Genomic DNA, 16,993 nt, shown 5'->3' with positions numbered 1-16,993 from the left:
GCGGACTTGCGTGGACGGGCGTGCACTTGCGGATGCTCTGTAACACAGTTACAACAGCTTCCGTGAAGGGTAAAGACACGCGCACACATCTCGACCGGGAACAGGTCCTCGCCGCCGCCTCGAAGCTGGTGAAACAGCAGGGCCCGCAGTCCCTGACGATGCGCAAGCTCGCCGCCGAGCTCGGTACCGCCGTCACCTCCATCTACTGGCACGTCGGCAACCGCGAGTCGCTGCTCGAAGCCCTCGTCGAGCGCACCGTCGCCGACCTCGGCGAGATCCGCCCCCGCGGCGCCACACCGCAGGCGCGTGTCGTCTCCGTCGCCCGCGCCCTGCGCCGGCAGCTGCGCGACCATCCCTACCTCGTCGCGATGGTCCACGAACGCGGCCTGACCGAACGGATGTTCCTGCCCGCACAACAGGTCCTCGTGCGCGAGGTGCACGCCGCGGGCCTGCGCGGGACCCGCGCCGCCGGGGTCGTACGGGCGGTGCAGTTCCACGTCGTCGGCCATGTCCTGGTGGAGCGTCAACGCGAGCGCGCGCCCGTGCAGCGGCCCGGCGAGGAGGAGCTGTGGGGCGCACGGACGGCGGAGGGCGACGCCACTCTGGCCCGCGCGCTCAGCCTTCCGGCCGACCCGGAGAAGGTGTTCGACGTCTCCGTCAGAGCTCTGGTGTCAGGCCTGTTGCGGACATAACGGACGCAGCCGCGGGGCCGGGCGACGGAGGTGTCAGTCGTGGCCCGTATCCTCATGGACCATGCTCGAAGACCAGACGACCGCCGCGTCCGCCGCTCCGTGGCCGGCCACGTATCCGCAGGGATACGCGGTCGTCGACGTGGAGACCACCGGCCTTTCCCGGGACGACCGGATAATCTCCGCAGCCGTCTACCGGCTCGACGCGCGGGGCGAAGTCGAGGACCACTGGTACACGCTGGTCAACCCCGAGCGCGACCCGGGACCCGTCTGGATCCACGGCCTGACGAACGACGCGCTCGAAGGCGCACCCCTCTTCAAGGACATCGCCGAGGAGTTCGCGACCCGGCTCGACGGCCGCGTCCTCGTCGCGCACAACGCGGTCTTCGACTGGTCGATGATCGCCCGCGAGTACGCCCGCGCGGAGAGCACCGCCCCCGTCCGCCAGCGCCTGTGCACCATCGCGCTGTCCAAGGAGCTCGGACTCCCCCTGCCCAACCACAAGCTGGAGTCCCTCGCCGCACACTTCGGCGTCGTCCAGCGCAACGCGCACCACGCCCTCGACGACGCGCGCGTGCTCGCCGAGGCGTTCCGGCCGAGCCTGCGGGCCGCCGCGAGCGGCGGGGTGCGTCTGCCCCTGCTCGAGTGCAGGCCGCTCACGGAGTGGACGGACGGCGCGGCACGGATCGGCCGCCAGGGCTCGGCCCCGTCGTCGTCCTCGTACGGGGGCGGCGGGACGTGGCGCCCCTCGCGCAAGCGGCAGCCGTGCCCGTACCCGAACCCCGGACGGTACGAACCGGGCAAACAGCTCAAGCAGGGCATGCGGGTGGCGTTCTCCGGAGACACCTCGGTGGACCGCGAACTCCTGGAGGACCGCGCCGTCGAGGCCGGACTGCATATCGCGACCAGCCTGTCCCGGCTCACCAGCGTCCTCGTCACGAACGACCCCGACTCCTACACGTCGAAGGCCGTCAAGGCGAAGCAGTACGGGACACCGGTCATCGACGAGGCGGCTTTCGGTCAGCTCCTGCGGGACGTGGCCCCGGCGTCAGACGGGTGATTGCGCGGCGACTCGCCCGCCCACCGCTCGCCCCGCGCGACCGCGACGCCCACCCTGTGGCGCATGGCACGTTGTGAGGTCTGCGGAAACGACTACGGAATGTCCTTCGAGGTGCACGCGCAGGGCGCGGTGCACGTCTTCGACTGTTTCTCCTGCGCCATCCACCGCATGGCACCGATCTGCGAGCACTGCCGGTGCCGCATCGTCGGGCAGGGAGTAGAGGTCGACGGGCACTGGTACTGCGGGGCGCACTGCTCCCGCGCGGAGGGGAAGGTGGGGATCGTCGACAAGGTCTGACCCACCGGGCACACCCCCGTGATGTCGCCCCACGACCGAGTTGTACGGTCGTGGGGTGTACCGCTTCCTGTTGTCCCGGCAGTGGGTGATCCTCACCCTCATCACCCTTCTCCTCATCCCCACGATGATCGAGCTGGGCTTCTGGCAGCTGCACCGTCACGAGCACCGCGTCGCGCAGAACGACCAGATCGGTGCCGCGCTCGCCGCGAAGCCGCTGCCCGCCGAGCAGCTCACCTCCCCCGGGAAGCCCGTTCCCAAGGCCGAGATCCACCGCAGGGTCTCCGCGAAGGGGACGTTCGACACCGCGCACGAGGTCGTCGTGCGGCGCCGTACGAACACCGACGACGAGGTCGGCTTCCATGTCCTGACCCCGTTCGTCCTCGACGACGGCAAGGTGCTCCTGGTCAACCGCGGCTGGATCCCGGCCGACGGCGCGCAGACCGCGTTCCCGAAGATCCCGGCGCCCGCGCGCGGCGAGATCACCGTCACCGGCCGCCTCATGGCCGACGAGACGACCGCCGCGAGCGGCATCAAGGACATCAAGGGCCTGCCGGACCGTCAGATCATGCTGATCAGCAGCGGCCAGCAGGCCAAGGCGCTCGGCAAGCAGGTCCTCGGCGGCTTCATCGAGCAGACGTCGCCCCAGCCGAAGCACAACACCCCCCAGCTGATTCCGACGCCCAACCACAGCGACATCGGGCCACACATGGCGTACGCGGTCCAGTGGTGGCTGTTCGCCGCGGCCGTGCCCGTCGGCTTCGTCGTCCTTGTCCGGCGCGAGCGCCGCGACCGCGCCGAGGCGGCGACGGCGGAAGAGACCCCGGCGGGCCCCGAGCCCGCCACCGTGTAGGCCCGGGCCACCACCGCACGCGCATTCGCCCTCACCCGCCCGGCCCCCGGTGGGATTGGCGGCCCCGTCCGCCGGGAACCCGGCTCACGTGCACCGACCCCTTGAGGACTACGCGCTCATCGGCGACCAGCAGACGGCCGCCCTCATCTCCCGTGCCGGCTCCGTCGACTGGCTCTGCCTCCCGCGCTTCGACTCGGCGGCGTGTTTCGCGGCGCTCGTGGGCAAGGAGGACAACGGCCACTGGCAGCTCGGCCCGAAGGACGGGGGCGACTGCAGGCGCCGCTCCTACCGCCCCGGCACCCTGATCCTCGACTCGGAATGGGACACCGACGAGGGCAGTGTCCGGGTCACCGACCTGATGCCGCAGCGCGACAAGGCCCCCGACCTCGTACGCCTCGTCGAGGGACTCAGAGGCCGCGTCACGATGCGCAGCACGCTGCGTCTGCGCTTCGACTACGGGTCGATCGTGCCGTGGGTGCGCAGGTCCGACGGCCACCGCGTGGCCGTCGCGGGGCCCGACTCGATGTGGCTGCGCAGCGAACCCCCCGTGCACACTTGGGGCAAGGACCTCACCACGCACTCCGAGTTCACCGTCGAGGAGGGTGAGTCCGTCGCGTTCGTGCTGACCTGGCACCCGTCGCACGAGCCGCGCCCGGGCCTCATCGACCCGTTCGAGTCCCTGCGCCGCTCCCAGGAGGAGTGGGAGGAGTGGTCGGCGCAGTGCCGCTACGAGGGCCCGCACAAGGACGCGGTCCTGCGCTCCCTGCTCACCCTGAAGGCGCTCACGTTCGAGCCGACCGGCGGGGTCGTCGCCGCGCCGACGACATCGCTGCCGGAGGAGCTCGGTGGCGTGCGCAACTGGGACTACCGCTACTGCTGGCTGCGCGACTCGACGCTCACGCTGGGCGCGCTCGTGTCGGCGGGCTATCTGGACGAGGCCGAGGCGTGGCGTGACTGGCTGCTGCGCGCGGTCGCGGGCGATCCCGCGGACCTGCAGATCATGTACGGACTCTCGGGCGAGCGCCGGCTGCCCGAGATCGAACTCCCGTGGCTGGCCGGATACAGCCACTCCGTCCCCGTACGCTCGGGCAACGACGCCGCGCACCAGCTCCAGCTCGACGTGTACGGGGAAGTGATCGACTCGCTCGCCCTGGCGCGGAAAGCGGGCATGCCGTCCGAACCGCACGCATGGCGGCTGCAGCTGGCCCTCGTGGGGTTTCTGAGCACCGCGTGGCGCCAGCCCGACCAGGGAATCTGGGAGGTCCGCGGCCCGCGCCGGCACTTCGTGCACTCCAAGGTGATGGCATGGGTGGCCGCCGACCGTATCGTCAGCGCCCTGGAGGACGAGCCCGGTCTTTTGGGCGATCTCGACGCCATAAGGCGGCTGCGCGACGACATCCACCGTGACGTGCTGGCGCGCGGATACGACCCGGAACGCAACACGTTCACCCAGTACTACGGCTCGACCTCGCTCGACGCCTCGCTGCTGCTCATTCCCCGCGTCGGCTTCCTGCCGCCCGACGACCCGCGCGTCGTCGGCACCGTCAAGGCGGTCCGCGACGAGCTCTCCCACGACGGCTTCGTGCGCCGCTACAGCGCCGAGGCGAGCGGCCTCGACGGCCTCCCCGGCCGCGAGGGCACGTTCCTCGTCTGCTCGTTCTGGCTCGCCGACGCGCTGCATCTGACGGGCCGTACGCAGGAGGCCCGCGAGCTGTTCGACAAGCTCTGCGGGGTCGGCAACGACCTGGGGCTGCTCGCCGAGGAGTACGACCCCCTGTCGGGGCGCCAGCTCGGGAACTTCCCGCAGGCGTTCAGCCATATCGGCCTGGTGGGGACCGCCCTCACGCTGTTCGGGACCGGCGAGGCAGGATAGGACCCATGGATCTTGGACTGAAGGACCGTGTCTACGTCGTCACCGGAGCCACCCGTGGCCTGGGCAACGCCGCCGCGCGTGAGCTCGTCGCCGACGGCGCGAAGGTGATCATCACCGGGCGGGACGAGAAGCGGGTGGCCGAGGCCGCCGAAGCGCTCGGCGAGAACGCCGTGGGCGTCGCCGCCGACAACGCCGACCCCGACGTCGCGCGGCGCCTGATCGAGGCCGCGCGCGAGAACTTCGGCGGCTTCGACGGCGTACTGATCAGCGTCGGCGGGCCGGCCCCCGGCTTCCTGGCGGACAACACCGACGAGCAGTGGGAGTCGGCTTTCGAGTCGGTCTTCCTCGGCGCCGTGCGGCTCGCCCGCTCGGCCGCGGCCGAGCTCGGTGAGGGCGGTGTCATCGGCTTCGTGCTCTCCGGCTCCGTACACGAGCCGATCCCCGGCCTGACCATCTCCAACGGTCTGCGGCCCGGGCTCGCCGGCTTCGCGAAGTCCCTCGCGGACGAGCTGGGTCCGCGCGGCATCCGCGTCGTCGGGCTGCTCCCGGCACGCATCGACACGGACCGGGTCCGCGAGCTCGACGGCCTGTCCGCCGACCCGGAGGCGACCCGCGCCGCCAACGAGGCGCGCATCCCGCTGCGCCGTTACGGCCGGCCGGAGGAGTTCGGCCGCGCCGCCGCGTTCTTCCTCTCGCCCGCCGCGTCGTACCTCACGGGCGTGATGCTCCCGGTGGATGGCGGCTCCCGACACGGCTTCTGAGCAGTCGGGCTCTGAGTCACGGGGTCTGAGTCACGGGCTCTGAGTCACGGGGTCAGCTCACGCGCTCCGCGCGGTGCTTCACCGCGCGGAGCCGCACCTCGGCCGGCAGGGCGGCGAGCCCGGCGGAGTCCCGCGCGTGCCCCAGGGCCTCCTCGCTGATCTGCTGGAGCGCCGCTCCCGGCTCCGCGTGCGGTTCGAGGAGCAGGCCCATGCGTACCTGGGGTGAAGAGCGCCGCCCGGTCAGCACGACCCCGGCGCGCTCCACGCCGTCGAGCGACTCCGCCTCACTGGCGAGGACCCCTTCGAGCGCGCGGCCGCGCAGCAGCGCACCCTCGCCGTCCCCGGTGTCGACGAGGACCTCGGTGAGCCGGCGCCGGCGCAGCTGGGCGACCAGCCACCACAGGGCGAGCAGCACGCAGACGGCGAGCGCGGCGATGACGACCGGCCACCACCAGCCGTCGTCGCGCCACCGGTAGCGGTCCGCCTTGCTCAGCAGCACGTCGTGCCGGCCGTCGTAGATCCACCAGGACGGCGGGGGCGCGCCGAGTCCGACGGCGAGTACGGACCCTCCGATCACGACGAGGATCAGTCCGGCGAGGCCGACGACGACCCGGTTCACGGTCCTGAGCACGGGGCTCATCCCTTCTTTCCGGGCCGCGCCACGTGCACGGAGAGGCCGGGCGTGGAGGTGAGACCGAGACCCTTGACGGCCTCGCCGATCACGGTGTCCAAGTCGGCGCGCACGTCGTCGAGTTGACGGAAGTGCGAGAGGGCCCGCACCTCGACCTTGGAGCGCTTCATCCGGACGCGTACGGACTGCACACCCGCCACCTCCATGGCCCGGTCGCGCAGGACCATGGCGGCCGCGTCGCGGTGCAGTCCGGCGCGTACGTCGGTGTGGGTGCGGCGCATCGGCAGGACGGCGCGAAGGCCGGGCGTCGCGGCGAGCACGATCAGCCACAGCCCGAGCGCGACGGCCACCCCGGCGCCGACCAGCACCCACACGTTGTCCAGGGGCCGCTCGGCGAGCTCACGGGCGAGGGCGCGCCGCCAGTGCATCGCGGAGTGACCGGCGCGCACGGCGGCGATGTCGTACAGCAGAATCCCGGCGGCACCGAGGAGGACGACCGCGACCAGTGCGGCGGGGATACGGCGCGGCGACCAGAAGCGGCCGTTGCCGTGCCCGCCCTCCGGCGTGGGCAGCGCCTTGTACGTGGCCGCAGACCCCGACTGGCCGAACTGGTCGAGCTCGCCCTGCCCGCGTTCGACGACGGGCAGGGGCTGTGTGGGCTCGCTCATCGGATCCTCCGCTGTGCCGCGCCGCGATCGTGCTCCGAGTGCAGCCGCTCCACCTGGACGGCCACCTCGGGCACCTCCATCCCCGCCAACGCCTTTACCCGCTCAGCGACTTGGCGACGCACGGCACCGCACTGCGTCCCGATGTCGCCGGGGTAGTCCAGCTCGAGACTGATGCGCACATGGGCGATGTCGTGGCGCACGGAGACGGTGGCGTGCGGGGCGCTGCCGCCCGTGGGAACGGCGGGGAGCGCCTCACGCGCCGCCTGTGCGGCGATCTTCGCGACGACCCGGTCGGCGATCCGGGTCGCGCCGCGCTCGGCGGGCGCGACCTGCGTCGCCACCGGTCACCGCCGCCGGTCGCCGCGCGTGCGGAAGAAGTCGCCGGGTTCCAGGTCCCCCTCGAGGAACCGGCCGGCGACGAAGCCGACGGCGCCGAGCGCCGCCACCAGCAGGAAGGCCCCGAAGCCGCCGAAGTATCCGGCGAATCCGAGAGCCATTCCGGCGATCATGCCGATCACGGCCAGGTTCATCGAGCGCTCCTCCTCAAGGGCAAGCTCGCGAGCGGATGGTTACTGAAGCCGGGACTCCGGCTCCTCGTCCTCTTCGTCGGGCAGCTTCACATCGCTCACCGCGATGTTGACCTCGACGACCTCGAGGCCGGTCATGCGCTCGACGGCCGCGACCACGTTCTCGCGCACGTCGCGGGCGACGTCGGCGATCGACACCCCGTACTCCACGACGATTTCCAGGTCGAGCGCCGTCTGTACCTCGCCGACCTCGGCCTTCACCCCGCGCGACACGGATTTGGTGCCGCCGGGCACCCGGTCGCGTACGGCTCCGAAGGTGCGGGACAGGCCGCTGCCCATCGCGTGCACGCCCATGACGTCCCGCGCCGCGAGGCCGGCGATCTTCTCCACCACACCGTCGGCGATGGTGGTGCGCCCTCGCGCCCCGGCGGATCCCCCGCCCCGCTTGGTCACACTGGTCCTGCCCCCGGTCGCTTCGCCCGGCTTCTCTACGGTGTCGCTCATCGCGGGTCGTCCCTTTCGAAGAGGTTCTCTCAGGCCGTTCTCTGGGAGTCACTGCTCTTTCGCCCACACTAAGTGCGGTTGCCCGGTCGCGCGCCAGGGATACGGCAGGCTGGGGCAATGAGCGCTGACCGATGGACGCAGGCAGTACGGCACCAGCTCGGACTCGGCAGGCTGGTACCGCTCGGAGGGCCGCGAGACGGGTGCTGGCTGGCCGAGTCGGCGGCGCGGTCGGCGTTGCGCCAGGCAGTCCAATCGGTGCACGGGGTGCGGCTGGGAAGCCTGCGCGTCGAGCTCGCCGACCCCGACGGTTCTTACGAGTCCGCGGTGCCCGCGCCGCCGAGTGCCCTGCCGCCGGGGCCGCTGAGGATTGTCGCGGAGTGTGCGGCGGCGCCGGACGAACCGCTGCCCACGGCCGCGTCCCGGCTGCGGGCGGCTCTGAGCGGCGCGGCGTCCGACGGGCTCGGGCTCGCGGTGGCGGAGGTGGACCTGCGGGTGACGGCGCTGCTCGACGACGGCCCGGAAGCCGAGGCCGCCCCAGGACATTCAGAGCCAGATATCGCGGACGGCGGGCAGGCGAAGGCCGACAGTGACGAGGAACGGGCCGGACAGGCCGCGCTCTCCGTGCCGGGGGTGGCGCGGCTGACCGGTTCGCTGGGCGGCCTGGGGCGCGCGGTGCACATCGGGGAGCGTCCCGAGGGTGCGGCCACGCTGCCGCGCCGCCATGTGCGGATCGAACTGGCCGTGTCGGGCGGGCGGCGGGTGCTCGATGTGGCGCGGGACGTGCGGACGGCGGTCACCGAGGCCCTGGCGGATGATCCGTCAGTGGCCGTTCTGGTGACCGCCGTGAGCTGAGGGCCGTCCGGCCCGGGGCATGCGTGGGTCGCGTCAGTCGCCGAGGCCCGCGAGGTCCCGGAGCCGGCGTCCCTGTGCGGCGCGCTCGGCGGTGCGCTGCTCCTCGTACGAGCGTCCGGAGACGCCCTGGAGCAGGGCCTTGGTCTCGATGACGGCGTCGCGGGGCGCGGCGACGAGTGCGCCGGCGAGGTCGTGCGCGGCGGCGTCGAGCTGGTCGGCGGGCACGACGAGGTTGGCCAGGCCGATGCGGCCGGCCTCGTCGGCGTGGACGTAGCGGCCGGTGACGCAGATCTCCAGGGCGCGCGCGTATCCCACGAGGGAGACGAGGGGGTGCGTGCCGGTGAGGTCGGGCACCAGACCGAGGCTGGTTTCGCGCATGGAGAACTGCACGTCCTCGGCCGCGATCCGCAGATCGCAGGCGAGGGCGAGCTGGAAGCCGGCACCGATCGCGTGTCCCTGCACCGCGGCGACCGTGATGAGGTCGCTGCGCCGCCACCAGGTGAACGCCTCCTGGTACTCGGCGATGGTGTCGTCGAGCACGTCGTCGGAGCCGCGCGCCAGGTCGATGAAGGACGGCTCGCCGTCGAAACCCTCGGGCGTGAACGCCTGACGGTCGAGGCCCGCGGAGAACGAGAGTCCCTCCGCGCGCAGTACGACGACGCGCACGCTGCCCGGCAGGGACTTCCCGGCGTCGGCCAACGCCCGCCACAGAGCGGGACTTTGGGCGTTGCGCTTGTCCGGGTTGGTCAGCGTCACCGTGGCGATGGAGCCGTCGACGGTGAGGCGGACCCCGTCCTTGTCGAGTACCGGCGCGAGCGAGCCGGATCCGCTGTCGGGCGAAGCCATGTGTGCCTCCGATGGTGTGCGCAGTCGGTCGAGGACGTTTCGACGCCCTCGAAACTACTGCACAGTAACCAACCGGCCGGTCGGCGGACCGACCGGGTGGTCACCATCGAAGCCTGTGCACTGCCCGGGTCAGCCGGCCGCGGTCGCCTTCTTGCCGCGTGTAGCCCCGCCGCGACCTCGCAGCGTGACTCCCGACTCACTGAGCATCCGGTGCACGAACCCATACGAGCGGCCGGTTTCCTCGGCCAGCGCTCGGATGCTCGCACCGGAGTCGTACTTCTTCTTCAGGTCTGCCGCGAGCTTGTCGCGCGCGGCGCCGGTTACCCGGCTGCCCTTCTTCAGAGTCTCGGCCACCCGTGCCTCCTCATGGGAAGTGCGCTCTGGACTTCTCATGATCACCCCTCCCGGGCTTCCTGGCCACCCATTCGGCAAGGTCCGTACGACGAGCTTGTGCGGTCGGGAAGCGGCCGACACGAGTGGAACGGAAGGTTCCGGGCGCACCCGGGCGGGGCCGGAAACGGGGTTCCCCGCGAAGGGCCAGGTCAGCGCCTTGCCAGGCGGCACAAGGACCCCGGCGGGGGTGCGGCGACAAAATGCGTGTAGGACACACCGCGGTACGAGGAGATCTCACTCAGATGATGGATCACGGATCGGCCGAATGATCCATACCGAGTGGATCAGGCTTTCGATCAAGCCGTGCTGACGGCCGACCGTGATCGTGCGCGCCCGGAAGGGGGCGCAGAAGCGGACGCGGGCGGGTCAGGCGAGGCTGACCAGATCCGCGTAGTCCTGGCCCCAGAGGTCCTCGACGCCGTCGGGCAGCAGGATGATCCGCTCCGGCTGGAGCGCGTCCACGGCGCCCTCGTCGTGGGTGACGAGGACGACGGCGCCCTTGTAGGTGCGCAGCGCGCCGAGGATCTCCTCGCGGCTGGCCGGGTCGAGGTTGTTGGTGGGCTCGTCGAGGAGCAGCACGTTCGCGGAGGACACGACGAGCGTCGCGAGCGCGAGGCGGGTCTTCTCGCCGCCGGACAGGACACCGGCCGGCTTGTCGACGTCGTCCCCGGAGAACAGGAACGAGCCCAGCGTCTTGCGCACCTCGACCAGGTCCAGGTCGGGGGCGGCGGAGCGCATGTTCTCCAGGACCGTGCGCTCGGGGTCGAGGGTCTCGTGCTCCTGCGCGTAGTAGCCGAGCTTGAGGCCGTGGCCCTCGATGATCTCGCCGGTGTCCGGCTTCTCGGCGCCGCCGAGCAGCTTGAGCAGGGTGGTCTTGCCGGCGCCGTTGAGGCCGAGGATGACGACGCGCGAGCCCTTGTCGATGGCCAGGTCGACGTCGGTGAAGATCTCCAGGGAGCCGTACGACTTCGACAGGCCCTCGGCCATCAGCGGTGTCTTGCCGCACGGGGAGGGCTCGGGGAAGCGCAGCTTGGCGACCTTGTCGGAGACGCGGACCGCGTCGAGCCCGGCGAGCAGCCGGTCGGCGCGCTTGGCCATGTTCTGCGCGGCGACGGTCTTGGTCGCCTTGGCGCGCATCTTGTCGGCCTGGGAGTTGAGGGCCGCGGCCTTCTTCTCGGCGTTCTGGCGCTCGCGCTTGCGGCGCTTCTCGTCGGCCTCGCGCTGCTGCTGGTAGAGCTTCCAGCCCATGTTGTAGACGTCGATCTGGGAGCGGTTCGCGTCCAGGTAGAACACCTTGTTGACGACCGTCTCGACGAGGTCGACGTCATGGGAGATCACGATGAAGCCGCCGCGGTACGTCCTGAGGTAGTCGCGCAGCCAGACGATGGAGTCGGCGTCGAGGTGGTTCGTGGGCTCGTCGAGGAGCAGGGTGTCGGCGTCCGAGAAGAGGATGCGGGCCAGCTCGATACGGCGGCGCTGACCGCCGGAGAGCGTGTGCAGGGGCTGTCCGAGCACGCGGTCGGGCAGGTTGAGCGCGGCGGCGATGGTGGCGGCCTCGGCCTCGGCGGCGTATCCGCCCTTGGTGAGGAACTCCGTCTCCTGGCGCTCGTACTGCTTGAGGGCCTTCGCGCGCGTGGCGCCCGTGCCGTTGGCGATGCGCTGCTCGTTGTCCCGCATCTTCTGGATCAGCGTGTCCAGGCCGCGCGCGGACAGGATGCGGTCGCGGGCCAGGACGTCGAGGTCGCCGGTGCGGGGATCCTGCGGGAGGTAGCCGACCTCTCCGGAGCGGGCGATCGTGCCGCCGGCCGGGGTGCCCTCACCGGCGAGGCACTTGGTGAGGGTCGTCTTGCCAGCGCCGTTGCGTCCGACCAGGCCGATGCGGTCGCCCTTGGCGATACGGAAGGTGGCGTTCTCGATGAGGATGCGAGCGCCGGCGCGCAACTCGATGGCCGAAGCGGTGATCACGGACAGACTCCTGAGCAGGGAATGGACGGCGGAAGGGCTACTGAGGGCGATGAGCCGTCTAGTGCGTGCGGAGAATGGCCATGGGCCAAGTCTAACGGGACGATGCAAACAGGTTTCCGCCGTGCTGTTCCGGGGCCGAGGGGCAGACCGCCACGAAGTGTCTGATAGTGGGCGTTGGGCGGCGGCCGCCGCCCCTGACGTGCGGCAGAGGGCGGTGCGGCCATGCAGTTCGACGACGACGCCGACCTGGACACCTCCGAGGTCCAGGACAGGCGCCGGGTCCCCGGCGGCCGGCGGACCATCGGCGGCGGCCTCGCGGGGCTGCTCGCCCTTCTGGTCGGCCTCTTCTTCGGCACCGACGAATTCGGCCTGTCCTCCGGCGGCGGCGAACCCGACACCACCGTCTCGTCCGCGGCCCAGGTGAGCCAGGACTGCCGTACGGGCCAGGACGCGAACAGCAAGGAGGACTGCCGCATCGTGGCGGTCGTCAACAGCGTCCAGGACTACTGGCGTCAGGAGTTCCGCGACCGCAGGGGCACCTACTCCCCCGCGCAGACCGTGTTCTTCACCGGCCAGGTCCAGACGGCGTGCGGCACGGCGACCTCGGCGGTCGGGCCGTTCTACTGCCCGGGCGACCGCAAGGTCTATCTGGACCTGGGCTTCTTCAACGACCTGCGCACCAAGTTCGGCTCCAGCGGCGGACCCTTCGCGCAGGCGTACGTGGTGGCGCACGAGTACGGACACCACGTCCAGAACCTGATGGGGACGCTCCAGCGCTCCCAGGACGGGCGTACGGGCCAGAACAGCAACGCGGTGCGGGTCGAGCTCCAGGCGGACTGCTACGCAGGGGTGTGGGCGCACCACGCGACGACGACGCCCGACGACAAGACGGGCAAGCCGCTGATCACGAACCTCACCGACGCGGACATCCGCGACGGCCTGGACGCGGCGGCCGCCGTCGGCGACGACCGGATCCAGGAGAAGTTCCAGGGCCGGGTGACGCCCGAGTCCTGGACGCACGGCTCGGCCCAGCAGCGCCAGGAGTGGTTCTACGAGGGCTACCGCACCGGCGACATGGCGCGGTGCAACACGTTCCGGTGAGCGCGGCCGGCTCGCCGGGCGGATTGTCAGTGCCGGGTGCCAGTCTGGATTCGGCAGCACAGTCCCGACCGGCGAAGAAGGAGTGAGCACAGTGAGCGGTACGAAGGGGGAGGGGCGCGCGAGTTTCTACCCGTCCTTGCTGTACGCCGACGCGAAGGCCGCGATCGAGCAGCTGACCTCGGCGTTCGGCTTCACCGCCGCGGCCGTGCACGAGGGCGAGGGCGGCTCGGTGATGCACGCCGAGCTGACCTACGGGAACGGCGCGGTGATGCTCGGCTCGAAGGGCCGCGGCGGCCGCTTCGACGAGGCCATGAAGGGCGCGGGCCCGACCGGGATCTATGTCGTCGTGGACGACGTCGACGCCCATCACCGCCGGGCCGTCGAGCACGGCGTGGAGATCCTGATGCCCCCGACGGACCAGGACTACGGCTCCCGGGACTACATGGCCAAGGACGCCGAGGGCAACGTGTGGAGCTTCGGGACGTACGCGCCGCAGATACCGGCCTGATCGCAGGGGCGCGGCGTCACGCGCCTCCGGTGTGCACCTGGAAGGCGGCCCGGCGGACGGCCTTGGCGAGCGCCGGGTCCGGGTGCGCGGCGGCCAGCGCGACGAGGACCTGGACAGTGCGCGGGTGCCCGGCCGCCCGGACCTCGTCGAGGAGGGCCGGCACGGTGGGCTGCACGGCGGACTCCAGGTGGCGTACGAGGAGCTGGGCCTCGCCGTGGTCCGCGACGGCCGCCGCGGTGTCCACCCACAGCCAGGTCGTCTCCTCGCGGGTCAGCACCATGTGGACGTCCTCGGGATCGGCTCCCTCGTACTCGGCGAGCCACAGCAGCGCGTAGGGGCGCAGGGGCGGCTCGTCGGCGACGGCCCGGACGACGGGCTCGGCGGGGGCTCCGACGACGCGCAGGGCCTCGAATGCGAGCCCGCGCAGCAGGGCGTCCTCGCCGCGGGCGGCGGCGATCAGCTCGGTGACGGCGCTGCCGACGGGGCGGGCGGCGAGCCAGGCGCGGTATTCGGCGCGGGCCGCGTTCGGGCGCAGCCGTGCGCAGCCTCTGAGCATGGCATCGGCGGACTGCTCGATGTTGCCCGCCGGGGACTGGGCGGCCACGCAGATCTGCTCCAGCTTGACCCAGACCGCCCAGCTGCCGAGCGGCGTGAGGGTGGCCTGGCTGTCGGCGTAGGTGAGGGCACCGACGGCGGCGAGGCCGTGCAGGGCCCAGTCGAGGAGCGGGGGGAGGGTGGTGCCGGTGGTGGCGGTCGCGGTGTCGGTGGGCTCGGGCTGCGGGCCGTAGGGGATCTCGCAGCGTTCCGTGCGCAGTTCCTCGACGCGCTGGCCGAGCAGATCGAGGAGCTGCGGTACGGGGACCGGGCCGGCCGAGAGCTGGAGGAGGGAGAGCACCTGGGGCATCGCCTCGACGACCTCGGCGACCGCGGCGGCCTCCAGGCTCTTGTCGGCGGGGTGGGCCAGGGACCAGGCGTCGAAGAGCGCGACCCAGCCGCGCAGCACGGCGGTGTCGTCACGGTCCCAGGCGCGCAGGCGCCAGCCGGGGCGCGCGCTGTCGCCGTGCACCTCGACGAGGCCCGCGAGGCGTGCGGTGTCCCAGTCCGCGCGGACCTGTCGCGGGGTCAGGTCCAGGTCGGCCGCCGCGCGTTCGGCGGTGGGTGGGGACAGGGCGCCCCTGCCGTCGGGGGTGCCGTGGCCGCTGCCGGGGCTGAGGACGGCGTCGGCCCAGCGGGCCACGCGGACGGCGTCGGCGAGGCCGCGGCGGGCCATGCGGGCCAGTTCCGCCGGGGGTGGGGTGCCCTCCGGCGGGCGGGGCGCCGGGCGGGGCGGGCGTGCCTGGGTCACCACTCCGTCGGTCCGCACGGGGGCGGCGGCGAGGGTGCGCGGGCGGACGAGTCGGAGCCTGGAGTCGCGCGGGATACGGGACGTCACGGGGGCAGTCTTCCGGTTGACGGTCCGAAAACCCAAACGGAATCGTTTCGGGGCTCTTTGCGGGCGCCGCGGGAGGGTCCGCGGACCGGCGTGCGCCGGGGGTCTACGCGGGCCTTCCTGCACATCTGTCCCGTGCGTATGACGGAGCCGTGCGGAGCTACATGAGGGGGGTGAGGAAGCGGCGGAGCGTCTCCTCGTACGTCTGCGGGTCGGCGTTCCACATGGCTCCGTGCGGGGCGTTGTCCACCGTGTGCAGCGAGACCAAGTCGGGGCGCCGGGCGGCCAGTTCGCGGGACAGGGCCCAGGGGGCGATCTCGTCGTCGGGGCCGTGCATCAGGAGCGTGGGCACCTTGAGCGCCTCGGGGTGGGCGGCGGTGTCGAGGCGGTCGCCGTGCAGCCCGGTGCGGCCCTGGGCGGCGCGGACCGCGAGGGGGAGCAGGGGCCGGGGGATGCGGCGGGCCTCGGCGAGGGCACGCAGCGTCACGTCCCAGGCGAGGACGGGTGAGTCGAGGACGAGCCCGGAGATGCGGTCCCGCAAAGCGGAATGGGCCGCCGCGTGCAGGGCCATGGCGGCGCCGGTCGACCAGCCGTGCACGATGACGCGTTGCGCGCCGTAGCGCACGGCATAGCGGATCGCGGCGTCCAGGTCGCGCCACTCCGTCTCGCCGAGGTGGCCGAGGCCGTCCGGGGAGCGGGGGGCGCCGAGGTCGCCGCGGTAGGCGAGGTCCAGCACGGGGAAGCGGTGGCGGTGCAGGAAGTCCATGAGGACCATGGGGTGCTCGCGCGTGGTGCCCAGGCCGTGGACGGTGATGATCCAGGTGTCGCGGGCGCCGGGGACGAACCAGGCGGGGAGCGCACCCAGTTCGCCGGGGATGTCGATGTCGGCGTGGTCGAGGCCGAGTGCCGCCTTGGGGTCGCCGATGTGGACCTGGGGGGTGAGCCATGCCTTGGCGCCGGGTTCGAGGGAGCCGTGGGTGACGCGCTCCAGGCGGCGTACGACGGCGTCCGCCGCGTGCGGGGCGGACTCGAGTACGGGCCCGACCACGGCGTGGAATCCGTCGCCGCTCAGGCCGTACGTGCCCGGGCGCAGGGAGGCCAGGTCGCGGGTGAGCGTGATCTGGCCCGCGGCGGTGGCGTGGACGGTCAGGCGTGGCTCGGTGGGCAGGGGCCTGCCCGCGGGCGCCTTGAGGGCGGCATCGCTGGCGAACCGGCCGGCCGCGATCGCGGCCGCGCCGGCACCGATGACTGCGGTGACGGCAGCGGCCGTCGCTCTGGCGGTGCGCACCGTCCCAGTGTCCGCGCCCGGGCTCCGACCGGCCAGTGGGGCGAGGCCGGGGGCCGCCGGATGCCGGTTCAGCCCGGCTGCCCGTACCCCCGCAGCTTCTCCTCCACCTCGCGCACCTGGTCGCGGGTGAGGAGCGTCGGCGTGTGGTGGGGATGGGCGCTCGCGGTGAGCCAGACGCGGCACAGCCATTCGAGCTGGGCCGTGCGGTCGTAGGCGGCGGCGAGGGTGTCGCCGTAGGTGAGGGTGCCGTGGTTCTGGAGCAGGCAGCCTGTCCGCCCCTTGAGAGCGTCGAGCACGTTCTCGGCCAACCGCTCGGTGCCGTACGTCGCATAGGGGGCAACCCGGACGGGTCCGCCGAGGGCCGCGGCCATGTAGTGGATGAGCGGGAGCTCGGGCACGAGGGTGGAGACGGCGGTGGCGTGGACCGCGTGGGTGTGGACGACGGCACGGGCGGGCGTCGCGCGGTAGACCGCCAGATGCATCGGGAGTTCGCTGGTCGGGGTCAGGGTTCCGGCACGCTGCCCGCCGTCGAGGCCGACGGCGACGAGGTCGTCCGGGGCGAGCTCGTCGTAGGGGACCCCGCTGGGCGTGACGAGGACGGTGTCGCCGATGCGCACCGAGACGTTTCCCGAGGTCCCGACGACGAGTCCGTCGGTGACGGTGCGCCGGGCCGTCGCCACGAGCGCGCTCCACGCCTGCGCGAGTCCGTCCGCGCCCTGCCCTGCCTCGCCCGGTTCCTGCGCCATGCCCG

20 protein-coding genes are annotated in these 16,993 nt (G+C 72.2%); 9 read left to right on the top strand and 11 right to left on the bottom strand.

Translation table 11 applies throughout. From position 1 onward, the window contains the following. Nucleotides 1-62: 62 nt before the first annotated feature. The 6 genes from OG574_RS34650 (at nt 63) to OG574_RS34625 (ending at nt 5,530) form a co-directional block, all read left to right on the top strand. Entirely contained in the window at nt 63-692 is a 630-nt protein-coding gene (locus tag OG574_RS34650; protein WP_326776417.1) for a TetR/AcrR family transcriptional regulator, read from the top strand. A gap of 61 nt (nt 693-753) precedes the next feature. Beyond that, on the top strand, nt 754-1,749 hold the full coding sequence (locus OG574_RS34645) for a DEDDh family exonuclease (RefSeq protein WP_326776416.1): 996 nt from the start codon (nt 754-756) through the stop codon (nt 1,747-1,749). A gap of 63 nt (nt 1,750-1,812) precedes the next feature. Then, the gene (locus OG574_RS34640; RefSeq protein WP_100592621.1) at nt 1,813-2,046 is read left to right on the top strand and encodes a hypothetical protein; all 234 of its coding nucleotides are present in this window, start codon (nt 1,813-1,815) and stop codon (nt 2,044-2,046) included. A gap of 55 nt (nt 2,047-2,101) precedes the next feature. Continuing rightward, on the top strand, nt 2,102-2,896 hold the full coding sequence (locus tag OG574_RS34635; RefSeq protein WP_326776415.1) for an SURF1 family cytochrome oxidase biogenesis protein: 795 nt from the start codon (nt 2,102-2,104) through the stop codon (nt 2,894-2,896). An 88-nt stretch (nt 2,897-2,984) separates the two neighbouring features. Further along, a complete protein-coding gene (locus tag OG574_RS34630; RefSeq protein ID WP_326776414.1) occupies nt 2,985-4,769 on the top strand; it encodes a glycoside hydrolase family 15 protein in 1,785 nt (594 codons plus the stop codon). 5 nt (nt 4,770-4,774) lie between these two features. Next, nucleotides 4,775-5,530, top strand: coding sequence for an SDR family oxidoreductase (locus OG574_RS34625; protein WP_326776413.1), 756 nt, complete (start codon nt 4,775-4,777; stop codon nt 5,528-5,530). Nucleotides 5,531-5,582: 52 nt separating this feature from the next. Here the strand turns inward: OG574_RS34625 and amaP are convergent, their stop codons facing one another. The 5 genes from amaP to OG574_RS34600 are packed head-to-tail and all read right to left on the bottom strand — an operon-like array spanning nt 5,583 to nt 7,860. Beyond that, nucleotides 5,583-6,170, bottom strand: coding sequence for an alkaline shock response membrane anchor protein AmaP (amaP, locus tag OG574_RS34620; protein WP_326776412.1), 588 nt, complete (start codon nt 6,168-6,170; stop codon nt 5,583-5,585). Beyond that, on the bottom strand, nt 6,167-6,829 hold the full coding sequence (locus OG574_RS34615; RefSeq protein WP_326776411.1) for a DUF6286 domain-containing protein: 663 nt from the start codon (nt 6,827-6,829) through the stop codon (nt 6,167-6,169). The genes amaP and OG574_RS34615 overlap by 4 nt, the downstream gene beginning before the upstream one ends. After that, nucleotides 6,826-7,170, bottom strand: coding sequence for a hypothetical protein (locus tag OG574_RS34610; protein ID WP_326776410.1), 345 nt, complete (start codon nt 7,168-7,170; stop codon nt 6,826-6,828). Before OG574_RS34610 ends, OG574_RS34615 begins: the two co-directional genes overlap by 4 nt. A gap of 3 nt (nt 7,171-7,173) precedes the next feature. Next, nucleotides 7,174-7,359 carry a hypothetical protein gene (locus tag OG574_RS34605; protein WP_100592493.1) on the bottom strand — a complete coding sequence of 62 codons (186 nt, stop codon included), beginning with the start codon at nt 7,357-7,359 and terminating at the stop codon, nt 7,174-7,176. A gap of 39 nt (nt 7,360-7,398) precedes the next feature. Next, entirely contained in the window at nt 7,399-7,860 is a 462-nt protein-coding gene (locus tag OG574_RS34600) for an Asp23/Gls24 family envelope stress response protein (protein WP_326776409.1), read from the bottom strand. A gap of 117 nt (nt 7,861-7,977) precedes the next feature. Between OG574_RS34600 and OG574_RS34595 the strand changes: the two genes are divergently transcribed. Further along, nucleotides 7,978-8,712, top strand: a complete 735-nt coding sequence (locus OG574_RS34595) for a nucleopolyhedrovirus P10 family protein (protein WP_326776408.1) — start codon at nt 7,978-7,980, stop codon at nt 8,710-8,712. Nucleotides 8,713-8,745: 33 nt separating this feature from the next. Here the strand turns inward: OG574_RS34595 and OG574_RS34590 are convergent, their stop codons facing one another. The 3 genes from OG574_RS34590 to OG574_RS34580 all read right to left on the bottom strand — a co-directional run bounded on the left by OG574_RS34590 (nt 8,746) and on the right by OG574_RS34580 (nt 11,916). After that, nucleotides 8,746-9,558 (bottom strand): enoyl-CoA hydratase/isomerase family protein, encoded by an 813-nt coding sequence (locus tag OG574_RS34590; RefSeq protein ID WP_326776407.1) that lies wholly within the window; start codon nt 9,556-9,558, stop codon nt 8,746-8,748. A gap of 129 nt (nt 9,559-9,687) precedes the next feature. Then, nucleotides 9,688-9,912, bottom strand: a complete 225-nt coding sequence (locus OG574_RS34585) for a helix-turn-helix domain-containing protein (protein WP_189492003.1) — start codon at nt 9,910-9,912, stop codon at nt 9,688-9,690. 405 nt (nt 9,913-10,317) lie between these two features. Further along, nucleotides 10,318-11,916 carry an ABC-F family ATP-binding cassette domain-containing protein gene (locus OG574_RS34580; RefSeq protein ID WP_326776406.1) on the bottom strand — a complete coding sequence of 533 codons (1,599 nt, stop codon included), beginning with the start codon at nt 11,914-11,916 and terminating at the stop codon, nt 10,318-10,320. A 222-nt stretch (nt 11,917-12,138) separates the two neighbouring features. Between OG574_RS34580 and ypfJ the strand changes: the two genes are divergently transcribed. Next, the gene (gene ypfJ / locus OG574_RS34575) at nt 12,139-13,017 is read left to right on the top strand and encodes a KPN_02809 family neutral zinc metallopeptidase (protein WP_326776405.1); all 879 of its coding nucleotides are present in this window, start codon (nt 12,139-12,141) and stop codon (nt 13,015-13,017) included. 91 nt (nt 13,018-13,108) lie between these two features. Next, nucleotides 13,109-13,525, top strand: coding sequence for a VOC family protein (locus OG574_RS34570; RefSeq protein WP_398374488.1), 417 nt, complete (start codon nt 13,109-13,111; stop codon nt 13,523-13,525). A 16-nt stretch (nt 13,526-13,541) separates the two neighbouring features. Here the strand turns inward: OG574_RS34570 and OG574_RS34565 are convergent, their stop codons facing one another. From OG574_RS34565 to OG574_RS34555, 3 genes are all read right to left on the bottom strand, one after another. Further along, on the bottom strand, nt 13,542-14,957 hold the full coding sequence (locus tag OG574_RS34565; RefSeq protein ID WP_326776403.1) for a hypothetical protein: 1,416 nt from the start codon (nt 14,955-14,957) through the stop codon (nt 13,542-13,544). A gap of 157 nt (nt 14,958-15,114) precedes the next feature. After that, the gene (locus tag OG574_RS34560) at nt 15,115-16,242 is read right to left on the bottom strand and encodes an alpha/beta hydrolase (protein ID WP_326776402.1); all 1,128 of its coding nucleotides are present in this window, start codon (nt 16,240-16,242) and stop codon (nt 15,115-15,117) included. A 68-nt stretch (nt 16,243-16,310) separates the two neighbouring features. Then, nucleotides 16,311-16,988 carry a class II aldolase/adducin family protein gene (locus OG574_RS34555; RefSeq protein WP_326776401.1) on the bottom strand — a complete coding sequence of 226 codons (678 nt, stop codon included), beginning with the start codon at nt 16,986-16,988 and terminating at the stop codon, nt 16,311-16,313. Nucleotides 16,989-16,993: the final 5 nt, after the last annotated feature.

It is taken from the genome of Streptomyces sp. NBC_01445 (genome assembly GCF_035918235.1).
Lineage (GTDB): Bacteria > Actinomycetota > Actinomycetes > Streptomycetales > Streptomycetaceae > Streptomyces.
The sequence above is the reverse complement of the archived record's forward strand: the minus strand, read 5'-3'. Positions and strand labels throughout refer to the sequence as shown.

Bases quoted from the DNA above. Each gene is read 5' to 3' on its own strand.
- OG574_RS34645 (WP_326776416.1), top strand. From the start codon at position 754: ATGCTCGAAGACCAGACGACCGCCGCGTCCGCCGCTCCGTGGCCGGCC.
- OG574_RS34640 (WP_100592621.1), top strand. From the start codon at position 1,813: ATGGCACGTTGTGAGGTCTGCGGAAACGACTACGGAATGTCCTTCGAG.
- OG574_RS34625 (WP_326776413.1), top strand. From the start codon at position 4,775: ATGGATCTTGGACTGAAGGACCGTGTCTACGTCGTCACCGGAGCCACC.
- amaP (WP_326776412.1), bottom strand. From the start codon at position 6,170: ATGAGCCCCGTGCTCAGGACCGTGAACCGGGTCGTCGTCGGCCTCGCC.
- OG574_RS34615 (WP_326776411.1), bottom strand. From the start codon at position 6,829: ATGAGCGAGCCCACACAGCCCCTGCCCGTCGTCGAACGCGGGCAGGGC.
- OG574_RS34605 (WP_100592493.1), bottom strand. From the start codon at position 7,359: ATGAACCTGGCCGTGATCGGCATGATCGCCGGAATGGCTCTCGGATTC.
- OG574_RS34600 (WP_326776409.1), bottom strand. From the start codon at position 7,860: ATGAGCGACACCGTAGAGAAGCCGGGCGAAGCGACCGGGGGCAGGACC.
- OG574_RS34595 (WP_326776408.1), top strand. From the start codon at position 7,978: ATGAGCGCTGACCGATGGACGCAGGCAGTACGGCACCAGCTCGGACTC.
- OG574_RS34590 (WP_326776407.1), bottom strand. From the start codon at position 9,558: ATGGCTTCGCCCGACAGCGGATCCGGCTCGCTCGCGCCGGTACTCGAC.
- ypfJ (WP_326776405.1), top strand. From the start codon at position 12,139: ATGCAGTTCGACGACGACGCCGACCTGGACACCTCCGAGGTCCAGGAC.
- OG574_RS34555 (WP_326776401.1), bottom strand. From the start codon at position 16,988: ATGGCGCAGGAACCGGGCGAGGCAGGGCAGGGCGCGGACGGACTCGCG.